Genomic DNA, 13423 nt, shown 5'->3' with positions numbered 1-13423 from the left:
CTCTTCGATCCGGACTGGTCCTAGCACCCCTGCCGGGAAAGCCGGGAACAGCACATAATCGGGACATGCCCTCCACCGATGCCCGCGAGCCGGCGGCGCCGAAGCCCTGGTTCGCGCGGGGCGGCCTCGCCGTGCTGCACAGCACCGCGCTGGGTCTGCTCGCACCGGTCGAGGTGGTGCTTTTCGCGCTCCTGGCCTGCGCGGCTTCCCTGCTGGGCGTCGGCGTCGGGGTGTTCCTGATTCCCCCGGTGGTCTACGCCGTCCGCGCGGTCGCCAACCTGCAGCGGAAACTGCACGGCGCCTGGACCGGACGGGAGGTGCCGCAACCGTATCTCCCGCTGCCCGAGGGCACGCGGTTCTTCCAGGTGTTCGCGCGGTTGCTGGCCGACCGTGCCACCTGGCGGGACACCGCCTGGCTGCTGGTGGACAGCACGATCGGGTGCCTGCTCACGCTGGCCCCGCTGGCGCTCGTGGTCGACGGCGTCCGTGGGCTGTTGATGCCGTTGCTCTACCCGGTTCTGGACGACTTGTGGCTCGGCGACTGGTACGTGGCACTGCCGGTGGACAACCCGGCCGTCGCCTGGATCGCGGTCGTGCTGGGCCTGCTGCATTTCCCGCTCGTCCTGTGGGCGGCCCCGCACCTGCTGAAACTGCACGCGGCGCTGGCGGCCAAATTCCTTTCCCCGTCCGAAAGCACCGTGCTCGCCCAGCGCGTCCAGCACCTCACCACCACACGCGACGACGCGGTCGGCCACCAGGCGCTGGAACTGCGCCGGATCGAACGCAATCTGCACGACGGCGCGCAAGCCCGGCTGGTCGCGATGGGAATGACGCTCGACGCGGCCGCGAAACTCGCCGAACGGCAGCCGGAAGCCGCGAAGAGCCTGCTGGAAGAGGCCAAGGCGAGTTCGGTGAAAGCACTGCAGGAACTGCGCGATCTGGTCCGCGGGATCCAGCCGCCGGTGCTGGTCGACCGCGGTCTCGCCGACGCGGTCCGCGAACTCGGGATGGAAGCGACGCTGGAGATGGAGACCACCGTCGACCTCCCCGGCCGGTTCGCACCTGCCGTCGAGACAGCCGCGTATTTCACCGTTTCCGAGGTGCTCAACAACGCGATGAAGCATTCCGGCGCGGATTCCGGGAAAATCGACATGCACCATTCCGCCGGACGGCTGTCCATCACGGTCACCGACTACGGCAACGGCGGCGCGGACCCGGCCAAGGGCACCGGCCTGCGGGAACTCGAACGCAGGCTCGCCCCGCTGGACGGATTCCTCACCGTGCTCAGCCCGCTCGGCGGCCCGACCTCGGTGGTCATCGAAATCCCGTGCCGGCCGATCGGCTGAACGCAAGAGGGTGTCGCGCGGTATCGGCGCACAGTCAGCGGCGCAGGTAAGCCAGCACCGCCTGCACCCGCCGGTTGCTGTCCTCGGACACCGGCAGCTGCAGCTTCGCCAGGATGTTGTTGATGTGCTTGGACACCGCCTTCTCGGTGACGAACAGCTCGGCGGCGATGTTGCTGTTGGACCGCCCCTCGGCGATCAGCCGGAGCACGTCGTTCTCGCGCGGGGTGAGGCTCTCCAGCGCGACGTCGCGCGTGTTGTGCGTGAACAGCCGCGACACCACTTCAGGGTCCATCATCGTGTTGCCCGCGGCGACCCCGCGCAGGACGTCGACGAAGTGGTCGCCGTCGAGCACCCGGTCCTTGAGCTGGTAGCCGACCGCGCCCGCGCCGTCGGCCAGCAATTCGTTGACGTACAAGCGTTCGACGTACTGCGACAGCACCAGCACCGGCAGCCCCGGCACCTGGCGGCGCGCCTCGATCGCCGCGCGCAACCCCTCGTCGGTGAACGACGGCGGAAGCCGGATGTCGACCACGCCGACGTCCGGCTTCTCCGTGACCAGCGCGTTCAGCAGATCCGGCCCGTTGTCGAGCGCCGCGACGATCGTCATCCCGTGCGCTTCGAGCAGCCGGACCAGCCCGTCGCGGAGCAGGAACTGGTCTTCGCCGATGACCACGCGCACAGATCTTCACCTTTTCTTCGCCGCGGCAGTTCCGCTCCCGATTATAGGGGCGCGGAGGGCTCGCTTTCCCCGGCGAAGGCGCAAATTCCCAGAGTCCCGCGAATCGGGTCGTAATCAGCGAGAACCGCAGGCGGCTCGGCCCACAAGGCGGTAGCGGAGCGTCCTTCCACGACCGACCCGCCAGTCAAACCTGGCCCATAACGATCCGCCGACGCGAGCCGATCAGCCTCGGCCCGAGCATCAACCGGGTCGATCCCGGGCAGCAGCGCAACACGAGTACTGCCTGCTCCGGACTCGAACAGCAGCGCGGCAGCCGCGTCCACGGGCGGGCGGGCTCCGGCGTACGGCATTCCTCGCTGCTCCATGACGAGGATCAGCACGCGCCGCATCGGCCTGCGGCGCGCGTATCCGGCCGCCACCCGCAGGGCGAGGAAACCGGCGAGCGGGCCCTGTCCGGAGACCGAGTACGTCATCGGGCCGCCCGGCAGCACCGCGGTCAGGTTGACCGGAGCGGACAGCCGCGGGTCGAAATCGGGGCCGTCGTGGGCGACGACGACCAGGTCGATCGGCTCGCTCACCTGGTCGTGCAGCAGTTCCCGGGCCAGGGAAATGAACGTGTTGCCTTGCGCTTGGGCGACCAGCTCCGGCGAGTAGCCGACGTCGTGTCCGGCGGCCAGATCGGTGAAGTACCGCGTCATGATTGGGCCGTCGAGCCGGTCGGCGCCAGAGCTGAAACGCCGGTGCAGCACGGTTTTCAGCCCCATCGGCAGCACGGCGAACGGCGAGGTCCGCGTGGCCGCCACGGGAGCGCCGGCACTGAACATCAGCCCTCCACCGCGGGAACCGGCAGCCGGTGCAGGTGCTGGCGGCGCAGCAGGTCCTCCGGCTGGTCCCGTTCACTGATCACATAGGACTGTCCATCATGGACCAAAACCTCAGCGGGATAGCCGTGACTGAGGAACAGCACCGGTGACGCACTCGGGCCATAAGCACCGGAGCGTTCCACTCCGATCAGATCGCCCGGCTGCACCGGCGGCAACGGGATCTTCTTGCCCAGCACGTCGTTCGGCGTGCACAGCGGGCCGGTGATCTGCCAGGTTTCGGTGGCCGGTTCGTCGATCCGGTTCAGCAGCCGCACCGGGAAATCGCGCTTGACGTAGGAGCCGATGCCGACCGCCGCCATGTGGTGGTTGGTGCCGCCGTCAGCGACCGCGAAGTTCTGTCCCAGCGAGGTTTTGACGTAACGGACGCGCACGACGTAGGTGCCGCTCATCGCGGTCAGGTAGCGGCCCAGCTCCATCACGAGCCGAGTGTCCGGATGCCGCGTGGCGAACTCGTCGATCACCGGGTTCAGCCGCGAGGTCAGCAGATCGAGGTCGAGGTCGCGTTCCCCGTCGAAGTACGCCACGCCCAGCCCGCCGCCGACGTCGACCAGGTCGAGCCCGAAGCCCAGCCGCGCGGACAGCTGTTCGGCCAGCGCGAAGATGCGCGTGGTGTTCTCCACCACCGATTCCTCGCTGAGAATGCGCGTGCCCATGTAGACCTGGACGCCCATGATCTGCACATTCGTGTGCCGCGAAACCAGGTCCTCGGCAGCGAACAGCTGTTCCTCGTCCATGCCGAACTGGCGCGGCTTCCCGCCCATCGTCAGCCCGGACCCCTTGACCGCGAAGCTCGGGTTGACCCGCAACGCCACCCGCGCTCGCACTCCGCGCGCCGCGGCGAGCTGGTCGATCAACGCGAGTTCCCCGAAGGATTCGCAGACGATCGCCGCGATGTCCTCGTCCAGACAGGCTTCGAGCTCCGCCTGGCTCTTGCCCGGACCGAGGAAAATGATGTCGTTCGGCGACACTCCAGCACGGCGTGCGGTGCGCAGTTCGGCGAGGCTCGAAACCTCCGCGCGAGCCCCATTGTCGTGCAGCACAGCCAAAATCGACACGTTCGGGTTCGACTTGAGCGAGAAGAAGACCTCCATGCTGTCGTGCAGTTCCCGCCGCAGCCGGGCCATCCGGCCGGACAGCTCGCCGCCGTCGTAGACGAACAGCGGGGTGCCGTAACGGTCGGCCAGCTCGGTGATCCCGACGCCCTCGATCTCGAGTTCCGTACTCATCAGGTTCTGCTCCTAGTGTTCGAAGACCATCGCGGAAAACGTCGAGCCGAGGCCGACCGAAACCATCAGGTAGCGCTCGCCCGGGTTCAGCAGCCCGAGCCGGGTCGCGGTGTGGTAGTTGAGAAACGGGTCCGCGCAGAAACAATGGCCGGTGCGCGGGACGTTGCCGAGGAAGATCCGCTTCCGCGGCACGTCCATCGCCTCCGCCGCGCGGATCCACGAAACCTTGTTGACGTTGTGCGGAAGGACGAGCGCAAGATCGCCCGCCGCGCACCCGGCGGCCTCGAGGGCGGCGCGCGTGACGTCGCCCAGCGCGTCCGGATAGATCTGCCGGAACACCTTGTTCTGCTCTTCGTTCGTGATGACCTCGCCGCCGGGACCGCCGAGCGTCGTCGTCGCGTAGCCGAGCAGCCGATCCCGTTGCCCGCCAGGCGCGACCAGCACCGCGGCGGTCCCCTCGCCCATCACCGCGACGTCCGGGATGATCTGCGCGGCCGGGGTGAAAGCCTTCTCCCCAGCGAGAATCAGCGCCAGCGCGTCCGGGTCGCCGTCCTGTTCGAGCAGTGCGCCGGCGAGGTCGAGGGCGAGCAGCCCGGACGCACACGCGTGATCAGTGACGGTGAAGGCGAGCGCGTTCTGCAGCCCCAGCCGCTGCTGCACTTCGGCCAACGGATCGAACGGATGCGGCGACGCCGCGGGCACGGTCTTGGGCCGCAGCACGTAGCGGACGCGTTCCTCGACCCCGGCGAACCCGTCGAGCTTCGCGACCGCGCCGAGCAGCATCTCGGCCTCGGACTCGGGCGACCGGCAGACCTCGGACAACCCGTAGATGCGATGCAGCCTGCGCAACTGGGCGTCGGTGAGGCCGAGCGCGTCCTGCAGCGTCGCGATCGGCACCGCGGCGGGCAGGTAACTGGACACAGACATCAGGCACGTCACCCCGACAGCGTCGCAACCGGCACTGACGTGACGCTGACGCGCGGCTTTCAACCGGCTTCGTTCACCACAGCACGACGGCGGTGAGCACATGCACCGCGCCCACCACGGAGCTTCCCGCGATCATCCCCTTTTCCCCGCGGAAGATCCCGATGCCGACGTCTCCGGCCTGCGCGACCGCCGCCGCGATCAGGACCACCGCGCAGACTGGTCCAGACCAGATGAACGGCACCACCGCGGCCGCGCAGCCCAGCGGCACGGCTCTGACCGCGTACATCCAGCTGTAGAACTTCTCGCCGTTCGCCGGCGCCTCGCTGTGGCTCAACGCCGCCGGCCGCACGGCCGCCACCACCGCGAAAACAACGCTGACCACCGCGAGCACGGCATTGGCCACCACCAGGACGATCATCATTACCTCACTCATCAACTATTTACAAATTGAACTGTGCACAGATGATAGAGTACCCGCGTGGCGACCGACAGCTCCTTGCCCGAGACCGCGGCCTTCCGGCTCATGGTGCTCGGCACCGACCTGGCCAACGACTTCGCCGGGCACCTGCGCGAAACCGGGCTGACGCCCAAACACCTCGGGACGCTCGCCATGGTCGACCAGGGTTTCGCCCGGACCCAGGACGACATCGCCCGGCTCATGCGGGTGAGTCCCAGCCTGGTCGTCCGGCTGGCCGACCAGCTGGAGCAGCGCGCCCTCATCGAGCGACGCCGGGACCCGGACAACCGGCGCAAGCACATCCTCACCGTCACCGCGGAAGGGAAAACCCTGCTGGCCGAGATGGGTTCGCTCGCGGCGGCCGTCGACGCCGATCTGGACGCCGTGCTCGGCTCGCGGCTCGGCGGCCAACTGGACGAGGCGCTCTCGCGGCTGATGGGCAAGCTCATGACGGACCGGCAGCGGTGATCAGCGGAATTCCGCTCGTCCGGCTACCGTCGCAAGCATGCGGGTACTGGTCGCCGGAGCCTCGGGGTTCGTCGGCAGACGGTTGTGCCCGGCGCTGACCGACGCCGGGCACGACGTGCTCGCCATGACCCGCCGCCCGGACAGCTACCGCGGCGCCGGTCAGCCGGTCCACGGCGACGTCGCCGACATCGGTTCCTTGCGGGACGCGCTCAAGAACGTCGAAGCCGCCTACTACCTGGTGCATTCCCTGGACAGCACCGATTTCCAGCAGCGCGACGCCGCCGCGGCCCGCGCGTTCGCTCGTGCCGCAGCGGAAGCCGGAGTGCGCCGGATCGTCTACCTCGGCGGTCTCGGCGACGACGCGGACTCGCTGTCGGCGCACCTGGCCAGCCGACGCGAGGTCGAACAACTGCTGGCGGAGACCGGAGTACCGGTGACCGTGCTGCGCGCGGGAATCGTCATCGGGCACGGCGGCACCTCGTGGGAGCTGACCCGCCAGCTCGTCGAACGCCTGCCCGCGATGATCACCCCGCGCTGGGTCGGGACGCGCACCCAGCCGATCGCGCTCGCCGACGTCGTCCGCTACCTGGCCGGCGTGCTGGAGCATCCCGAGACCGAGGGCCGGACGTTCGACATCGGCGGCCCGGAAGTGCTGACCTACCGGGACATGCTGCAGCGCGTCGCGGTGATCGAGGGCCGGATGCTGGCGATCGTGCCGGTCCCGCTGCTCACGCCCCGGCTGTCGTCCTACTGGCTTTCGCTGGTCACCGACATCGACGCCACGACCGGGCGCGCGCTGATCGACTCGATGGGCAACGAGGTCGTCGTCCGCGACGACGCGATCCGCCGCATCGTCGACTTCGAGCCGATGGGCTACAACGACGCCGTGCTGCAAGCACTGGGCGAACGAGCGCGGCGTCGGCGGGCCAAGTGAAGAAGCTCCTGACAGCGGTGACCGTGGCGGGCTCGGGGCTGCTGGGCGCGTCCTTGGCGAGCGAGCCGGGGTCGCGCCGATTTCACGCGCTGACCGCGTCGGTCGCGGCGACCTGGTTCGCCGGAGCGCGCGCGGCCGGCCCGGTGCCACGAGGTCGTACCGCCGTCGTACAGCCGGTGTTGGCGGGCGCGGGCGCGTTCGGCGTGTTTTACGGCTGCGCATTGGTTGCTCGCCGAATTCCGTTGCTGCGCCGGGCAATCACCGGCGTGCTCGGCCACGCCCATCACGGCTCGACACCGACCGTGGTGACGACGACGCTCGTAACCGGTGCCGCTGAGGAGATTTTCTTCCGCGGCACGCTTTACGACGCGTTCGGCGCGCGAACATCGACCGCGATGTACGTGCTGTCGACCACCGCGACACGGAATCCGGCTTTGGTGCTGGCGTCGGCGGCCATGGGGACGCTCTTCACGCTGCAACGCCGTTGGGGCGGCGGTGTTCAGGCACCCTTGTTGACGCACGTGACCTGGTCCGCCCTGATGATCGGCTTCCTGCCGCGGCTTTTCCCGCCTCAGGATTCCAGCACCGGCGGAGTGGGTCCGTAAGCATTGGCGCGGGCGGCGCGAGCGCGGGCGCCCGGGATGCCGGTGAGCAAACGAAGCAGTCGATACGGCGGGGCGGCGGGACGACCACGCTCCCTCGCGCGAGCGGCGCGTTGTTCCAGCCGGACCTGCTGTGCCTGCACCTGCCGGATCGCGGGTTCGCGTTCGGCCTGAATCCGCGCGAGGGCAGCGTCGGACGTATCCCGCACGAGGTGGTTGGCCGCGGCGACGGCGTCCTGGATCGCCATGAGGATTCCGTTTCCGCCGACCGGCGAGATGACGTGCGCGGCGTCGCCGATGAGCAGCAGCCCTGGCCGCCACCAGCGCTCCACCCGGGAGATGTCGACCGACAGCAGGGTCGTCTGGCCGAAATCGGTCAGCAGCTCGGCACGGTCGGCCAGCCACGGCACGTGCTCGGCGAGGAACGCCCGGATCGGGCCGACGCCCTGTTCGCGAGCCTCGGCGTAGCCGCCCTTGGGCAGGCTGTACCCCACCTGCCAGCCGCTGGTCCCGGCAAGGAGGCCGACGTAGTGGTGCCGGCCGAAGAAGAGGTCGACGTCGGCGTCCGGCGGGTCCTCGGGACGGTGCGGCAGCCGGAACCACAGCAGGTCGGTGGTGGCGCCGAGGGAGCGCGCCGGAGCGTCTGCCAGGCGGCGGATCCGGGAGAAGCGGCCGTCCGCGCCGACCACGAGCGCGGCGGGCTGGTCGTGGGTACCGGTGTCGTCGCGGTAGCGGACGCCGATGATCCGGCCGTCGTCATCGCGGTTCAGATCGACAACTTTGGCACCGGTCCGCACACTCGTGCCCGGGAGCGCGGCGGTTTCGGCGGCGAGGAAATCGAGGAAGTGCGCCTGCGGCATCAGGGCGACGTAGTTGTACGACGAGGAGAGCTTGCCGTAGTCGGCGGTGGTGATCGACCCGGCCGGGGTGTGGAAGCGGAAGAAGCGCGCTTTGTGGTGCGGAATGGCGAGCAGCCGGTCGGCCAAGCCGAGACGGTCGAGCAGTTCAAGGATGTAGGGGTGCAGCGAATCGCCGCGGAAGTCGCGGTCGAAGTCCTGGTGCGCTTCCAGCAGCGTGACCGGGACTCCGGCGCGGCCGAGCAGGTAGGCGAGCATCATGCCGCCGGGTCCGCCTCCTGCGACGACCACGCCGGTCATTCCGCCCCCGGTTCGAGGCCGTCGAGCAGCTTCCGCACCATCTCGGCATTGACGTCGGCTAATTCGCTAGATTTTCTAGCCATAGTCGGCACTGTACCTCGTCGCTAGAAGTTCTAGCTACCATGCCGACGTGGCGGACGAGCAAGCGGCGCGGGACCTCTCCCTGGCAGTGCGGCGGCTGCTGCAAGCGGGCCGGGGCATGCAGGCGGCGCTGGCGCGGAAACTGTCGCTGCGGGTCACCGACGTGCAAGCCCTCGACCAGGTCGTTTCCAGTCCGGAGCCGATCGGGCCCGGCGAGCTGGGCACCCGGCTCGGCATCACCTCGGCGTCGGCGACCGTGCTGGTCGACCGGCTCGCCGCGGCCGGGCACCTGGCCCGCCACGCCGATCCGGGCGACCGGCGGCGCGTCCACCTCGAGGCCACCGACCACGCCCGCGAGGACGTCCGGAACGCGCTGGGCCCGCTGCTCGCCGAGATGGAAGCCATCACCGATCGGCTCGAGCCCGAGCACGTCCCGGTCGTCCTGTCCTTCCTGGACGACGTCGCGGCCGCGATGCGCGCCTACGACCGACGCTGAACCGCCTGCTCGCCCCGCCGCCGGGTCAGCAGCGTCCACCCGATCAGCCCGGCGAACGCGACGACCATCAACGCCTGCGAAAAAGCGGCCGCCGTATCGAACGGCAGCGTGTAGACGCCCACGATGCGCAGCACGGAGTCGGCGGTCAACCCGAGGCCCCACACCAGCGAGACTTGGTACCAACGCCGCCGCAACCTCGCGTCGCCCGCGGTGGCCTCGAATTCGCGCTGCTGCTCGCCGCCTGCCGAGAGCGCGAAGCGTCGTGCCGCGTAGTACGCGAGCGGCCGGTTGAGCACGCAGCTGCCGACCAGAGCCACGCCAGCGCAGAAGGTCGTCACCGATTCCTTCGCCAGCAACAGGCGCGGGTCGCCGGTGAGGAAGCTCAACCCGAGGCCCAGGCCGAAAAGCAGCACGAGGAACGACGAGAAGAGGTCGAGCCTCCGCTGTGCCACCGCGACCCAGATCGTCCGCAGTCCCGCGACGATCGTGCCGATCAGCAGTGACACGTAGGCGCTCGCGCCGAGCAGGTTGGCCGCGTAGTAGGCGACGACGGACAGGCCGACGTCCAGGAACAAAGTGGTGATCATCGTGCGGGCGTGCGAGGTCATGCCGTACTCCCCGATTTTGGCTTGGCTGCTGGGATTCGCCAGGAAAACGCTACGGTCGCCGCGCCCGGCCGTCTTGGCGCCGCGGGCGTATCCCGGGTGGAGAAATCCAGGGCCGGGTGGAGGCGTTTCTCCACCCGCGAATACGCCGCTCACCGCACGACTTCGCCGCCGTTCCGCCGTAGTTTTCTCGGCATCGGAACGAAATCGAAAGGCAGGAACAACCCATGAGCGGACCCGTGGAGATCGTCCTGATCGTGGCGGCGGTCGGCTACCTGATGGTGCGGCGGATGATCGGCGAACCCGCGCAGGCCAAGCAGATGCTGATCCTGCCCGCGATCCTGTCCGTCGTCGGCCTCAGCACGGTGTCCGGCGACGTGAAGACCGCGGCCTCGCTGGTCTTCCTGATCGGGACCGCGGCGATCAGCGTCGTCCTCGGCGTCCTGCGCGGGTACAGCGTCCGGATTTCCCGGCGCGACGGCACCGCCTTCGTCCGCTACACGCCGGTCACCGTCGGGCTGTGGGTGGCGAACATCGTGGTCAAGATCGGCGTGAACGTCGCGCTCGACGCGTTCGCCCCGCAGGACGCGGGCGGCGTCTCGAACAGCATGCTGCTCACCATCGGCGTCGGCATCCTCGCCGAGGGGCTGGTCGTGCTCTACCGCGCGCTGCGCGCCGGGCACCAGGTCATGTGGACCCGCGGCAGCGACGGCGCGCCCGGGCAGACCTCGCCGCTGCTGGACAACATCCAGCGCAACCTCACCAGCCGCCCGGCCGAGTGGAACACTCAGTCCGCGCACGACGCCGGCCAGACGAGGAGGAACCTGGTCCCATGAGCACGACGGACCGGCGGTCGCTGTCCCTTCTCGGGCAGTACCGGGACGAGCTGATCCAGCCAGCCCTCGTCCTCACCGCGATCGCCTGCACCGCGGTTCAATGGCCGGACGCGACCGTCGCGTACCGGCCATTGGCCTTGTCGCTGTTCGTGCTGTGCTCGGTCGCCGGGATCGTCTCGCTGCTGCCCTGGGCGCGGGTCGCGGAGAACCGGCAGATCACCGTGATGGGCGCGTACATGCTGTTCGGCGCGCTGCTCCTGCCGCTCGCGCACGGAACGTTCGCGGCGATGTTCCCGTTCGTCGCCGCGTCCGCCTCCGGGGTCAAGCTCGCGTCCCGCCGGGCCGCGGTGACCATCGCGGTCGCCGGATCGGTCATCGCGGCCGCCGCGACCTGGACGGTCGGCGAGCTGCTGCCGGGCTTCCCGGTGTGGCCGGTGTGGGTGCCCCTGACCGTGGGTCTTCCGGTCGCGGTCGGCATCTCGCACCACGACCGTCTCGACGCCGTCCGCAACGCCCAGCTCGCCGCCGACTCGGCCCAGCGCGCCCGCGAGTCCGAAGCCCGCGAGGCAGCGCTCGTCGAACGCGGCCGGATCGCGCGCGAGATTCACGACGTCCTCGGTCATTCGCTCTCCGGGATCGCCCTGCAATTGGACCTGGCCGACGCACTGCGCGGCAGCGGCCGCGACGACGAGGCAGCCGCCGCGGTCCGCAAGGCACGCGCCATCGCCGTCGACTCGATCAGCGAGACCCGCCGCGCGGTGCACGCGCTGCGCGAAGACACCTTGCCGCTGCCTGAGACGTTGAGCCAGCTCGCCGAACACGCGTCGGCCGAGTACGCGATCGAGGGCGAAGCCGGCGCGGTCGGCCCGGAGACCACGCACACCATGGTCCGGGCGGCGCAGGAGGCGATGACCAACGCGGCCAAGTACGCGCCGGGCGCGACTCGCAGCCTCCGGCTCGCCTTCACCGCCGATCATGTCAGGCTGACCGTGCACAACGGGCCCGCGACCGAACCCCGCCGCGCCGAACTGGCCAGCGGTTCCGGGGTCGGGCTCGTCGGGATGCGCGAACGGGCCGCCCTGCTCGGCGGCACCCTGAAAGCAGGACCGGCCGGCGACGGCTGGACCGTGGAACTGGAGCTGCCTCGATGACCGACCGCCCGATCAGTCTCGTTGTCGTCGACGACCAGGCGACTGTCCGCGAAGCGCTCGCGGTCATGCTCGACCTCGCCGAGGACGTCAACGTCGTCGCGACCGCGACCAACGGCGCGGAAGCGGTCAAGGCGGCGCAGGAACACCGTCCGGACGTCGTGCTGATGGACCTCAACATGCCGGTGCTCGACGGGGTCGGCGCGACCGGGCGCATCCGCGAAAGCCAGCCGGACACCACCGTTCTCGTGCTCACGACGTTCGACGACGACGAGTCGATCCTGGCCGCACTGCAGGCGGGCGCGAGCGGATACCTGACCAAAGAAGCGGACCGCACCACGATCCTGCACGCCGTGCGCACCGCGGCGCAGGGCCAGACCGTGCTCTCGCCCGAGGTGCAGCGACGGTTGCTCGCGCTGGCCGCCAAACCGGCCCCGCCCGCCGAACCGGATCTGGCGCTGACCGCACGCGAACGCGAAATCCTCGGCCTGATCGGCGACGGCCTGCGCAATCCGGAAATCGCGGCCGCCTTGGTCATCAGCGAGGCGACCGTGAAAACCCACATCAACAACCTTTTCGCCAAGGCCGGCTTCCACTCGCGCGCCGACGCGGTCCGCTACGCGCTCAACTATCAGAACGGCCAGCGTCGGCCGTAACTTTGCGGCGCGGTTCTTATCCAGGCAGGTCTTCGAGACTGAGCCGGTACCAGTCGTCCCGGGTCACGACGTGCAAGTCCGCGCCCCGCCCGAAAACCCGGGCATCTCGCGGTACTTCCTCCCCATCCGGCAACACGAGCCGGTACTCGCCGGTGACCCGGAACCGGTCGTCATCGAGCACTCCGGCAACCAGCCGATCCCGGTACGCCTCGTAACCGCCGTAGAAGGCCAGCCGGGAACCACGCACTGCCAACGCGGTGGCGCTGCGGATTTCGTTGCGCCACCCGGTCACGCCGCCGTCGTGGATCCGGACGACGGGCCATTCGGTGCCTTCGTCGAAGTAGCCGACCCAGATCTCGCCGTTTCGGGTGGTTTGCACGTGATCGATGCCGTCGCCGAAGGTCTGCTCGGCCACGGCTTCACCGTCGGAGTCGTAGACGATCGCGTTGCGGTCCGGCCCTTCAGACCGCCAGGTGCACCGCGCGTCGACCATGAGCACGCGACCGTCCGGCAGTGGCTGCACCGTCGGATGCGCCAGCCGAAAATCCGGAATCCGCGCGGCGACCGCCATTTCCGGCACATGCACGGTCACCCGCACCGGACGCGAGGCGCGCACTTCCGGAAGCTTCACCGCTCGGTCCGCAGGAGCCGTCCAGACCGCCAGCAGCTCACCGAGCGGCCCGATGGACTCCGAGATCCGCACGTCTCCCGGCTGTGGCGGCACGATTCGCGCATGATGCCAGGCGTGGACGGTCGGCAGGGCCAAGACGGTCGCCCGGCGCGCGGCGTTCTTCCGCTCCCACTCCCCCATCCGCGTATCCGACCACGCCGAGGGCTGCGAGCTCCACCGGTTTTCCCCACCATCCCCCGGCGACCCGCGATCCGCATATCGTCCGTGTATCGGAAACCGCATACGTGCTG

Annotated in this window: 16 protein-coding genes; 8 read left to right on the top strand and 8 right to left on the bottom strand. The window is 69.4% G+C overall.

All coding sequences use genetic code 11. The annotated features are described in order from the left end of the window. Positions 1-65: 65 nt before the first annotated feature. The gene (locus tag WA670_RS15920; RefSeq protein ID WP_336158134.1) at positions 66-1346 is read left to right on the top strand and encodes a sensor histidine kinase; all 1281 of its coding nucleotides are present in this window, start codon (positions 66-68) and stop codon (positions 1344-1346) included. Between the two features lie 34 nt (positions 1347-1380). On the opposite strand, the gene WA670_RS15915 is transcribed toward WA670_RS15920, so the two are convergent. The 5 genes from WA670_RS15915 to WA670_RS15895 all read right to left on the bottom strand — a co-directional run bounded on the left by WA670_RS15915 (position 1381) and on the right by WA670_RS15895 (position 5495). After that, on the bottom strand, positions 1381-2025 hold the full coding sequence (locus tag WA670_RS15915; protein WP_043839341.1) for a LuxR C-terminal-related transcriptional regulator: 645 nt from the start codon (positions 2023-2025) through the stop codon (positions 1381-1383). A gap of 41 nt (positions 2026-2066) precedes the next feature. After that, the gene (locus tag WA670_RS15910; protein ID WP_336158133.1) at positions 2067-2849 is read right to left on the bottom strand and encodes a hypothetical protein; all 783 of its coding nucleotides are present in this window, start codon (positions 2847-2849) and stop codon (positions 2067-2069) included. Further along, positions 2849-4135 (bottom strand): diaminopimelate decarboxylase, encoded by a 1287-nt coding sequence (gene lysA / locus WA670_RS15905; RefSeq protein ID WP_336158132.1) that lies wholly within the window; start codon positions 4133-4135, stop codon positions 2849-2851. The genes WA670_RS15910 and lysA overlap by 1 nt, the downstream gene beginning before the upstream one ends. Before the next feature lie 12 nt (positions 4136-4147). Then, positions 4148-5062 (bottom strand): 3-oxoacyl-[acyl-carrier-protein] synthase III C-terminal domain-containing protein, encoded by a 915-nt coding sequence (locus WA670_RS15900; protein ID WP_238608023.1) that lies wholly within the window; start codon positions 5060-5062, stop codon positions 4148-4150. Positions 5063-5135: 73 nt separating this feature from the next. Then, positions 5136-5495 (bottom strand): hypothetical protein, encoded by a 360-nt coding sequence (locus WA670_RS15895; RefSeq protein ID WP_134732708.1) that lies wholly within the window; start codon positions 5493-5495, stop codon positions 5136-5138. 45 nt (positions 5496-5540) lie between these two features. Between WA670_RS15895 and WA670_RS15890 the strand changes: the two genes are divergently transcribed. The 3 genes from WA670_RS15890 to WA670_RS15880 are packed head-to-tail and all read left to right on the top strand — an operon-like array spanning position 5541 to position 7526. Beyond that, positions 5541-5987 (top strand): MarR family winged helix-turn-helix transcriptional regulator, encoded by a 447-nt coding sequence (locus WA670_RS15890; protein ID WP_336158131.1) that lies wholly within the window; start codon positions 5541-5543, stop codon positions 5985-5987. A 37-nt stretch (positions 5988-6024) separates the two neighbouring features. Next, on the top strand, positions 6025-6921 hold the full coding sequence (locus tag WA670_RS15885; protein WP_134663267.1) for an NAD(P)H-binding protein: 897 nt from the start codon (positions 6025-6027) through the stop codon (positions 6919-6921). Continuing rightward, positions 6918-7526, top strand: coding sequence for a CPBP family intramembrane glutamic endopeptidase (locus WA670_RS15880; protein ID WP_336158130.1), 609 nt, complete (start codon positions 6918-6920; stop codon positions 7524-7526). Before WA670_RS15885 ends, WA670_RS15880 begins: the two co-directional genes overlap by 4 nt. Here the strand turns inward: WA670_RS15880 and WA670_RS15875 are convergent. After that, a complete protein-coding gene (locus tag WA670_RS15875) occupies positions 7493-8680 on the bottom strand; it encodes an FAD-dependent oxidoreductase (RefSeq protein ID WP_063762874.1) in 1188 nt (395 codons plus the stop codon). The genes WA670_RS15880 and WA670_RS15875 overlap by 34 nt on opposite strands. A 130-nt stretch (positions 8681-8810) precedes the next feature. On the opposite strand from WA670_RS15875, the gene WA670_RS15870 reads away from it, so the two are divergent. Beyond that, entirely contained in the window at positions 8811-9257 is a 447-nt protein-coding gene (locus tag WA670_RS15870; RefSeq protein WP_051173179.1) for a MarR family winged helix-turn-helix transcriptional regulator, read from the top strand. Here WA670_RS15870 and WA670_RS15865 read toward each other — a convergent pair. Further along, entirely contained in the window at positions 9242-9865 is a 624-nt protein-coding gene (locus WA670_RS15865) for a VC0807 family protein (RefSeq protein WP_037812049.1), read from the bottom strand. The two genes, WA670_RS15870 and WA670_RS15865, sit on opposite strands and share 16 nt — an antisense overlap. 224 nt (positions 9866-10089) lie before the next feature. Between WA670_RS15865 and WA670_RS15860 the strand changes: the two genes are divergently transcribed. The 3 genes from WA670_RS15860 to WA670_RS15850 are packed head-to-tail and all read left to right on the top strand — an operon-like array spanning position 10090 to position 12502. Beyond that, positions 10090-10698, top strand: coding sequence for a DUF1453 domain-containing protein (locus tag WA670_RS15860; RefSeq protein WP_336158128.1), 609 nt, complete (start codon positions 10090-10092; stop codon positions 10696-10698). After that, complete coding sequence (locus WA670_RS15855; RefSeq protein WP_336158127.1) at positions 10695-11849, top strand: sensor histidine kinase; 1155 nt, start codon at positions 10695-10697, stop codon at positions 11847-11849. The genes WA670_RS15860 and WA670_RS15855 overlap by 4 nt, the downstream gene beginning before the upstream one ends. Then, on the top strand, positions 11846-12502 hold the full coding sequence (locus WA670_RS15850; protein ID WP_037812055.1) for a response regulator: 657 nt from the start codon (positions 11846-11848) through the stop codon (positions 12500-12502). Before WA670_RS15855 ends, WA670_RS15850 begins: the two co-directional genes overlap by 4 nt. A gap of 16 nt (positions 12503-12518) precedes the next feature. Here the strand turns inward: WA670_RS15850 and WA670_RS15845 are convergent, their stop codons facing one another. Beyond that, complete coding sequence (locus WA670_RS15845) at positions 12519-13313, bottom strand: hypothetical protein (RefSeq protein ID WP_336158126.1); 795 nt, start codon at positions 13311-13313, stop codon at positions 12519-12521. Positions 13314-13423: the final 110 nt, after the last annotated feature.

Origin of the sequence: Amycolatopsis sp. VC5-11 (genome assembly GCF_037034185.1) — a bacterium.
GTDB lineage: Bacteria > Actinomycetota > Actinomycetes > Mycobacteriales > Pseudonocardiaceae > Amycolatopsis > Amycolatopsis nivea.
The sequence above is the reverse complement of the archived record's forward strand: the minus strand, read 5'-3'. Positions and strand labels throughout refer to the sequence as shown.